The organism is Cellulomonas algicola, assembly GCF_003851725.1.
GTDB lineage: Bacteria > Actinomycetota > Actinomycetes > Actinomycetales > Cellulomonadaceae > Cellulomonas > Cellulomonas algicola.
In genome coordinates, this window is record NZ_BHYL01000067.1 from 26,932 (window position 1) to 34,875 (window position 7,944).

General features: G+C 75.5%; 8 protein-coding genes and 1 tRNA gene. 4 read left to right on the forward strand and 5 right to left on the reverse strand.

Features of this window, described 5'->3' with window-relative positions; genetic code table 11:
- Nucleotides 1-87: 87 nt before the first annotated feature.
- On the forward strand, nt 88-1,230 hold the full coding sequence (locus CTKZ_RS05255; protein ID WP_124341962.1) for a glutathione-independent formaldehyde dehydrogenase: 1,143 nt from the start codon (nt 88-90) through the stop codon (nt 1,228-1,230).
- A gap of 15 nt (nt 1,231-1,245) precedes the next feature.
- Here CTKZ_RS05255 and CTKZ_RS05260 read toward each other — a convergent pair whose 3' ends face one another.
- Nucleotides 1,246-1,986: a hypothetical protein gene (locus CTKZ_RS05260; RefSeq protein ID WP_124341963.1), complete on the reverse strand. Its 741-nt coding sequence runs from the start codon at nt 1,984-1,986 to the stop codon at nt 1,246-1,248.
- A 169-nt stretch (nt 1,987-2,155) separates the two neighbouring features.
- Between CTKZ_RS05260 and CTKZ_RS05265 the strand changes: the two genes are divergently transcribed.
- On the forward strand, nt 2,156-3,028 hold the full coding sequence (locus CTKZ_RS05265) for an aldo/keto reductase (RefSeq protein WP_124341964.1): 873 nt from the start codon (nt 2,156-2,158) through the stop codon (nt 3,026-3,028).
- Between the two features lie 163 nt (nt 3,029-3,191).
- On the opposite strand, the gene CTKZ_RS05270 is transcribed toward CTKZ_RS05265, so the two are convergent.
- Nucleotides 3,192-3,280, reverse strand: a tRNA-Ser gene (locus CTKZ_RS05270).
- Nucleotides 3,281-3,400: 120 nt separating this feature from the next.
- On the opposite strand from CTKZ_RS05270, the gene CTKZ_RS05275 reads away from it, so the two are divergent.
- Nucleotides 3,401-4,456, forward strand: a complete 1,056-nt coding sequence (locus tag CTKZ_RS05275) for an HNH endonuclease family protein (RefSeq protein WP_235843353.1) — start codon at nt 3,401-3,403, stop codon at nt 4,454-4,456.
- Between the two features lie 126 nt (nt 4,457-4,582).
- Here the strand turns inward: CTKZ_RS05275 and CTKZ_RS05280 are convergent, their stop codons facing one another.
- From CTKZ_RS05280 to CTKZ_RS05290, 3 genes are read right to left on the reverse strand one after another with little or no spacing between them, the layout of a single operon-like run.
- Nucleotides 4,583-5,863 (reverse strand): threonine/serine exporter family protein, encoded by a 1,281-nt coding sequence (locus CTKZ_RS05280; RefSeq protein WP_124341966.1) that lies wholly within the window; start codon nt 5,861-5,863, stop codon nt 4,583-4,585.
- 7 nt (nt 5,864-5,870) lie between these two features.
- Complete coding sequence (locus CTKZ_RS05285; RefSeq protein ID WP_124341967.1) at nt 5,871-6,659, reverse strand: rhomboid-like protein; 789 nt, start codon at nt 6,657-6,659, stop codon at nt 5,871-5,873.
- Nucleotides 6,660-6,669: 10 nt separating this feature from the next.
- On the reverse strand, nt 6,670-7,248 hold the full coding sequence (locus tag CTKZ_RS05290; RefSeq protein ID WP_124341968.1) for a YdeI/OmpD-associated family protein: 579 nt from the start codon (nt 7,246-7,248) through the stop codon (nt 6,670-6,672).
- 52 nt (nt 7,249-7,300) lie between these two features.
- On the opposite strand from CTKZ_RS05290, the gene CTKZ_RS05295 reads away from it, so the two are divergent.
- The coding region (locus CTKZ_RS05295; protein WP_160142834.1) for a GOLPH3/VPS74 family protein at nt 7,301-7,944 on the forward strand (644 nt) is incomplete at its 3' end.

Consider the following 7,944-nt stretch of genomic DNA (forward strand, 5'->3'; position numbering starts at 1 on the left):
GGCCGGGGTGAGCATGGCCGGGACGGTCCAGCCACGCGCCGTGCCCACGGGCACCGCCCCCGGCGCCCGTCGACCTGAAGGAGCGCCATGCGCGCCGTCGTCTACGAAGGACCCCGCAAGGTCACCGTCCGGGACGTCCCCGACGCCCGCGTCGAGCAGCCCACCGACGCCGTGATCCGCCTGACCACGACCAACGTCTGCGGCTCCGACCTGCACATGTACGAGGGCCGGACGAGCGTCGAGGAGGGGACGGTCCTCGGGCACGAGAACATGGGCGTGGTCGAGGAGGTCGGCCCCGCGGTGACGCGCATCAAGGCCGGCGACCGCGTGAGCGTCCCGTTCAACATCGCGTGCGGCACGTGCCGGAACTGCCTGCACGGGTGGACGTCCTACTGCCTGCGGACCAACCCGACGGAGGGTGTCGACGGCGCCGCGTACGGCTACGCGAACATGGGCCCCTACCCGGGCGGGCAGGCCGAGTACCTGCGCGTCCCGTACGCGGACGCCAACCTGCTCGAGCTGCCGCAGGGCCGCGACCACGAGGACGACTTCGCGATGCTCAGCGACATCTTCCCGACGGGCTGGCACGGCACCGCGCTCGCGGGCGTGACCGCGGGCGACGACGTCGCGGTGTTCGGCGCGGGTCCCGTCGGGCTCATGGCGGCGCACGCGGCGCTCATCCAGGGGGCGGCGCGGGTGTTCGTCGTCGACAAGGAGCTCGACCGGCTGCGGCTCGCCGAGGAGATCGGTGCGCAGGCCGTCGACCTGACCGCGGGCGGCCCCGTCGAGCAGATCATGGACGCGACGCTCGGCCGCGGGGTCGACTGCGGCGTCGAGGCCGTCGGCTACCAGGCGCACGACGCCTCGGGGCAGGAGCACCCCGAGCTCGTCCTCGACAACCTCGTCGAGGTCGTCCGCTCGACCGGCGGGATCGGCGTCGTCGGCGTGTACGTGCCGGAGGACCCGGGCGCCACCACCGAGCTCGCGCAGCAGGGCCGCATCCCGTTCCAGTTCGGGGCCGCGTTCACCAAGGGCCTGCACATCGGGACCGGCCAGGCGCCCGTCGCCCGGTACAACCGGCAGCTGCGCGACCTGATCGTCGCCGGGCGCGCGCGGCCGTCGTTCCTGGTCTCGCACCACCTGGGTCTCGACGAGGCGCCCGACGCCTACGCGCACTTCGACGCGCGCGACGACGGCTGGACGAAGGTGCTGCTCAACCCCGGCGCCTGACACCGGTGACGCCGGTCACCTCGTCGCTACGGAGTCGTGCCGTCGTCCTCCCCCGCCCGCGCCGGCGCGGGCGGGGACGAGGTCCCGGGCGCAGACCGCCGGCTCCCGTGGGGCCGCGGTCGTGTCCGGCGCGGTGCGGCGCGCGAGCGCCCGGCACGTGTCGACGGCGTCCTCGAGGAGTGCGACGAGCGCGTCGTCCGCGTCGGGCAGCGCGGCGACGGTGGCGACCGAGACCTCGACGACCCGGCGCGCCAGCCCGCGGACGCGCCGCGGCGCACCCATCGCGCGCGTGAACCGCTCGGCCCACGCGACGTCCCCCGCGGGCACGGTCGCGAGCAGCGCGGTGGTCGCGGGACGGCGACGCGCGGGCGGTCGAGCGTCGGGTGCCGCGAGCAGGTGGTCGAGGGTGAGCACGGCGACGACCAGGTCACGCCGGTCGGCCGGGCGCGCCCGCCGCAGCGCGTGGCGCACGGCGACGGACGCGACCTCCAGCGCCCAGGTCGCGTCGTCGCCACGCACGCCCACGAGCGTCGGCACGAGGTGCGCGAGCGCCGTCCGGGCGCGGTCACCCACCAGGTCGTTGACCGACCGGGTCAGGTGCGCGAGGAGCGGGTCGGTGCACGCCGGGTGGTCGCTCCACCGTTCACCGGCGAGCAGGCTCGCCCACTCCATGGCGCAGCCGCCGTCGCGCGGGTGCCGATGACGTCCGGCGGACAGGACCGGCAGGGCGTCAGGGAACGCGGACGAGTCCACCACGCCGACCACCTCCGAGCGAGCGGGATCCCGTCAGTGTCCGTCCGCCCGCTGCGCGTGGCAAGGACACCCGAGGTGCCCGACGGACCGGCGGCGGCCGCCGGCCCGACCTACGCTCGGGATCCGGGCGATCCGCTCGACCACGACGTCGGACCAGAGGAAGACAGCATCCATGCAGACTCGCAGCATCGGCGACCGCCAGGTCAGCGCGCTCGGCCTCGGCGGCATGCCCATGTCGATCGAGGGCCGCCCCGACGAGGAGCGCTCGATCGCCACGATCCACGCGGCGCTCGACGCCGGCGTGACGCTGATCGACACGGCGGACGCCTACCACCGCGACGCGGACGAGGTCGGGCACAACGAGGAGCTCATCGCGCGCGCCCTGCGCGCCTGGGGCGGTGACGCGTCGGAGGTCCTGGTCGCGACCAAGGGCGGCCACCTGCGTCCCGGGGACGGCACGTGGACGAAGAACGGCGACCCCGACTACCTGAAGTCGGCCGCGAAGGAGTCCGCGCGGCGGCTCGGCGTCGAGGCGATCGGCCTGTACCAGTTCCACCGCCCCGACCCCGCGGTGCCCTACGCCGACTCGGTCGGCGCGATCCGCGACCTGCTCGACGCAGGCGTCATCCAGATGGCCGGCATCTCGAACGCCGACCCGGCACAGATCCGGGAGGCGGACGAGATCCTCGGCGGTCGGCTGGTCAGCGTGCAGAACCAGTTCTCGCCGCGGTTCCGCTCGTCGCTCCCCGAGCTCGAGCTGTGCGCGGAGCTCGGCATCGCGTTCCTGCCGTGGAGCCCGCTCGGCGGCATCTCCCTCGCGCGGTCCGGCGAGCTCGGCGCGGAGTACACCGCGTTCCTCGACGTCGCGGCCGACCACGGGGTCTCGCCGTTCCAGGTGACGCTCGCGTGGGAGCTCGCGCTCGCGCCGGTCGTCATCCCCATCCCGGGGGCGTCGCGTCCGGAGTCGATCCGGGACTCGGCCGCCGCGGCCGCGCTGACCCTCACGCCCGACGAGGTCGCGCGGCTCTCCGCCGCGGGCGCCTGACCCGCGACCACCAGCCGGCGACCGCGACCGGCACGGCGCTCGACCTCGGGCGACGTGCCGGTCGGTCGCCAGGCACGTCGCCGGCAACAGCGACGCCCGCCCGGAGAGACCCGGACGGGCGTTCGGAACGACCGCTGACGGCAGCGACGGGCACTGCCTGGAGCGGAGACGGTGGGATTTGAACCCACGGAAGGGTTGCCCCTTCACGACCTTAGCAGGGTCGCGCACTAGACCTGGCTATGCGACGTCTCCAAGTGCAGCACAGGGTACCTGCCGTGCTGACCGGGCGGCAAAGCGTGCGCTGACCAGCACCGGGACCGACCGTCGGACCGCTGCTCACGGGTGTCGGTGGCTGTGCCGATACTCCTCCTCGTGAGCCTCACCTCCGGAACCCGGGGTCGACGCCGGACCCTCGTCGCCCTGCTCGGCGCCGCCCTCCTCGCCGCGACCGCGGCTTGCGAGCCGCTCGACGCGACCAGTCCCGCGGCGGGCTCGGTCGAGGACGACGAAGGGCTCCACGCCGACGCGGCCGCCGGGCTCGCCGCACCGGAGTCCGCGCCGACGACCGACACGACGGCGACGCTCGACGCGGCCCGCGGGCAGTCGGCGCTCGTCGCGCTCGGGCTGCTCGAGGTCAAGGGTCGCGCGCCGAAGACCGGGTACGACCGCGACCTGTTCGCGTACCGGGGCGTCGACCTCGACGGCAACGGCTGCGACACCCGCAACGACGTGCTGCGGCGCGACCTCACGGCCGTGACGCTCAAGCCCGGGACGCAGGACTGCGTCGTGCTGTCGGGCACGCTCGCGGACCCGTACTCGGGCACGTCGATCCCGTTCGTGCGCGGGGAGTCGACGTCGGCGGACGTGCAGATCGACCACGTCGTCGCGCTGTCCGACGCGTGGCAGAAGGGCGCCCAGCGGCTCGACGACGCCGCCCGGCAGCGGCTCGGGAACGACCCGCTCAACCTGCTCGCGGTCTCGGGGCCGCTGAACACGCAGAAGGGCGACGGCGACGCGGCGACGTGGCTGCCGCCGAACACGGCCTACCGGTGCGCGTACGTCGCGCGCCAGGTGGCCGTGAAGTACGCGTACGGCTTGTGGGTCACGGCCGCCGAGCGGGACGCGATCGCGGGAGTGCTCGCGTCGTGCCCGGACGAGCCGCTGCCCGCGGGGTCGACGCTGCCGCCCGAGCGCGTGGCCCCGGCGCCCGTCGACCCGGCGCCCGTCGACCCGGCCCCCGTCCCCGCTCCGGCGCCCGGCGGCGGCGTCCCGGCGAACCCGGGCAACGCGGTGAACTGCGGGGACTTCGCGACGTGGTCCGAGGCGCAGGCATGGTTCGAGACGTACCTGCCCCACTTCGGCGACGTCGCGGAGCTCGACGGGGACGACAACGGCGTCGCGTGCGAGCGGCTGCCCGGCGCGCCCTGACGACGCGGCTCGACCGTGCCCGCCGCGCGCTGACGACGCGCGGCTCCCAGGTGCGCGGACGCCGACGGCATCCGGCTCGAGGCGCCTGCCGGGCACCGGCGGCCCGCGCGACCGGCCGTGCGCGGGTCAGCGCTCGAAGGCCCACACGCGGTCGGTGAGCATGCGCGCGACGGCGAGGCCGATCGACAGGGCGACGACGACCAGCGCGGCCTGCACGCCGTACGCGAGCGCGGACGTCGTCTGCCCGTCGGACAGGTGGAACACGGCGCGGTAGGCGGTGACACCGGGGACCATGATCACGACGGCGGGCACGGAGATCGTGATGCGCGGGACACCCAGCCGCGGTGCGACGACGGCCGCGAGCAGCCCGACCAGGAGCGCGACGAGCGCGGCGGCGGCCTGCACGACGACGCCCGCGTCGACGAGCTCGAGCCGGACGACGTTGGCGACCATGCCGACGGTCGCGGCACCCACGGCCATGCGCCACGGGCTGTTGAACATGAGCGCGAACCCGAGCACGCCGAGGAACGACGCGACGAACCGCAGCGCGAGCAGCAGGCCGCTGTCGAGTCCGAGCGGGGGCGGCGGGTCGGGCTGGAGACCGACGATGCTCGACACGCCCCAGACCGCGAGCGCGGCCGACGTGAGGATCATGAGCGCGTAGACGAGCCGCGCGACACCGGCCGAGAAGTCGAGCTTCGCGAGGTCCAGCGCACCCGTGACCAGCGCGAACCCGGGGATGAGGAAGAGGACCGCGGAGACGTACCCGGCCTCGTGCCGCACGCCGATCGCGCCGACCCCGTGCAGCACGGTGACGAACCCCAGGTACGTGAACGCACCGAGCGCGGCCGCGAGCATCGTCACGCCGAACTGGTTGTAGCCGCGGTGCAGGAGCGCCCGTCGCAGCGCCTGTCCGAGCGACGCCCCGACGAAGACCCCGATCACCTCGACCGGGCCGCCGTTGTTGAGGAACGCGAAGGCCGCGCACGCGATCCCGGACCACAGCGCGTTGAGCAGCGCCGGGTAGAGGGGCGCGCGGGCGGCGATGTCGTCGAGCGCGGCGGTGGCCTCCTCGACGGTCGTCTCGACGCCGTCGCGCAGCTTGCGGTCCTCCAGGCGGGACACGAGCGCCTCGAGCCGCGACAGCCGGTCGGCGTTGATGCCGACGGACCGCACCTCGGTGACCTCGGTGCGGAACGACCGGCCCCGGTGCGACGTCGCCGTGATCTCGGTGAGCGTCACGTGCGCCTCGTGCCGGTCGATCCCGAGCGCGCGGGCCATGCGGGCCATCGACGCCTTGACGCGGTATGACCCAGTGCCCGCCGACAGGCTCAGCCGGCCGACGCGCAGCGCGACGCCCGAGCGGCGGATGAGCTCGAGCTCGTCGTCGTCGGGTTCCGTGGGCACGAGGCCATCATGGCCGGTCAGGGGCCCCCGGTCGCCCGGGACCGTCGTCCCGGTCGAGGGTCCCGGGCGTGTGCCGCTCGTCACCGTGCGGCCGGTCGCCGGCCCGGCGCCGCCGCCAGCCGTGCGGCCGGTCGTCGGCCCGTCGCGGCCGCCAGCCGTCCGGGGTCGCCGCCGCCTCGACGCCACGGCTCACGACGAGGGCCACGGCCAGGCCGACGGCGAGCGCGCTCGCGTGGCCGACGTCGGTGAAGGTCCGCAACCACACGCCGGGCAGCACCCACATGGCGACCAGCAGGGCGAGGTACCACCACCGCCAGCGGCGCGGGACCCGCGCGACCAGCACGCCCGTGACGCACGCGACCACGTAGCTCACCCCGACGTCGTCGGCGCCGGCGAGCGCGGGCGACAGCCACCCGCGCGCGATGCCCGTCGTGAGCACCGCCCCGACCACCAACGACGGGACGACCTGGCCTGCCGCGATCACCAGGAGCGTCGCGACGCGGCCCAGCCACCGCTGCGTGTACGCGACCGCCACGACCAGCGACACCACGAGCACGAGGTTCGACGGGTGCGGCAGCACGAGGCCGCTCAGGACGAGCGACTCGACCGGCCGCGCACGCATGTTGTCGAGGTTGCCGCTCGCGTGCGCGGTGATGGCGTCGACCGTCTCGTCGGGCAGGAACACCATGACGAGCGCACCGAGCGCCACGAGCCCGCCGTAGACGAGCGCGACGTCCGACCGGCCGACGGTCCCCCCGACGTCCCGCAGCACCGGCCGGGCGAGGTCGCGCGTCATGGCCGGCTCGTCACGACCGGGCGCGCTCACCGGCCGCGGCCTTCACGGCGACCTCCTCGACGCGCGCCGCGCGGGTCGCGGGCCGCTTCGCGTCGACCAGCCACACCAGGTGCAGCCGCTTCACCGAGCGCGGATAGCCGTCCCACGTCTCCCGGGCGCCCGGGTGCGCGTCGAACGCGGCGGCCAGGTCCGGCGGGACGACGAGCGCCTCCACGTCGTCGAGCAGCGTCCACGACCCGTCGGCCTTCGCGGCGTCGACGACGGCCGTGCCCGCGGGGAGCATCCGCCCCTCGGCCTCGAGCCGGACCAGCCGCTCCTTGTTGGTGCGCGCCCACCCGGAGCCGGGCTTGCGGCGTGCGAACCACTGCGCCGTCCGCTCCTCGTCGAGGGACCGCTGCGTCGCGTCGATCCAGCCGACCGTGAGCGCCTCCTCGACGGCGGCCTCGTACGGGACGGACGGCCGGCCCGTGGACCGGCGCCACGACACGAGCCACACGCCCGTCTCCGTCGCGTGGTGCGCGACCAGCCAGTCCCGCCACTCCTCGACCGTCTCGACGTGCAGCTGCGGCGCGTCCTTCTGACCCGTCATGGGCCTGATTGTCCCCTCCCGGTCTGGCACCGGCGCGACTACGGTGACGGGCATGCTGCTGCTGGCCGAGGAGACGTCGCTGCTGCTCACCGACCCGGTCACCGGGCGGCCCCTCACCTCGGGCGAGCGGGTGGGCCTCGCGGCGGCCGGCGCGGTCCTCGTCGAGCTCGTGCTGTCCGGCCACGTCGACATCGCCGGACCGGGCCACCCGCTCGTCGCCCCGGGCCGCGTCGCAGTGCGGCCCGTCCCCGCGACCGGCGACCCCGTCCTCGACGAGGCGCTGCACCGGCTCGCGCTCGACGCGCGGCCCCGCAGGCCCCAGGAGGTCCTGCCGCGGCTCGCGAAGGGGCTGCGCGACGCGCTGCACGACCGGCTCGCCGCCTCCGGCATCCTGCGCGCCGAGCCCGTGCGGGCTCTCGGCATCACCTGGACGACCCGCTGGCCGGCCGTCGACCCGGCCGGGCCGAGCGCCGCACTGCGCCTTCGACTCCGCGAGGTGGTCGTCGGGTCCCGCGCGCCCGACGCCCGCGACGCGACGCTCGTCGCGGTCGTCCACGCGGTCGGCCGGGTGCCGGACGTCGTGGGCGACGTCGGGCTCTCCCGCGGCGAGGTCCGGCGGCGGGCCGCGGCGGTCGCGGACGGCCAGGTCGGCGGCGAGGCGGTGCGTCGCGCCATCGCCGCCGCGGAGGCCGTGAC

Coding starts and splice junctions, on each gene's coding strand:
- CTKZ_RS05255 (WP_124341962.1), top strand. CDS start 88: ATGCGCGCCGTCGTCTACGAAGGACCCCGCAAGGTCACCGTCCGGGAC.
- CTKZ_RS05265 (WP_124341964.1), top strand. CDS start 2,156: ATGCAGACTCGCAGCATCGGCGACCGCCAGGTCAGCGCGCTCGGCCTC.
- CTKZ_RS05285 (WP_124341967.1), bottom strand. CDS start 6,659: ATGACGCGCGACCTCGCCCGGCCGGTGCTGCGGGACGTCGGGGGGACC.
- CTKZ_RS05290 (WP_124341968.1), bottom strand. CDS start 7,248: ATGACGGGTCAGAAGGACGCGCCGCAGCTGCACGTCGAGACGGTCGAG.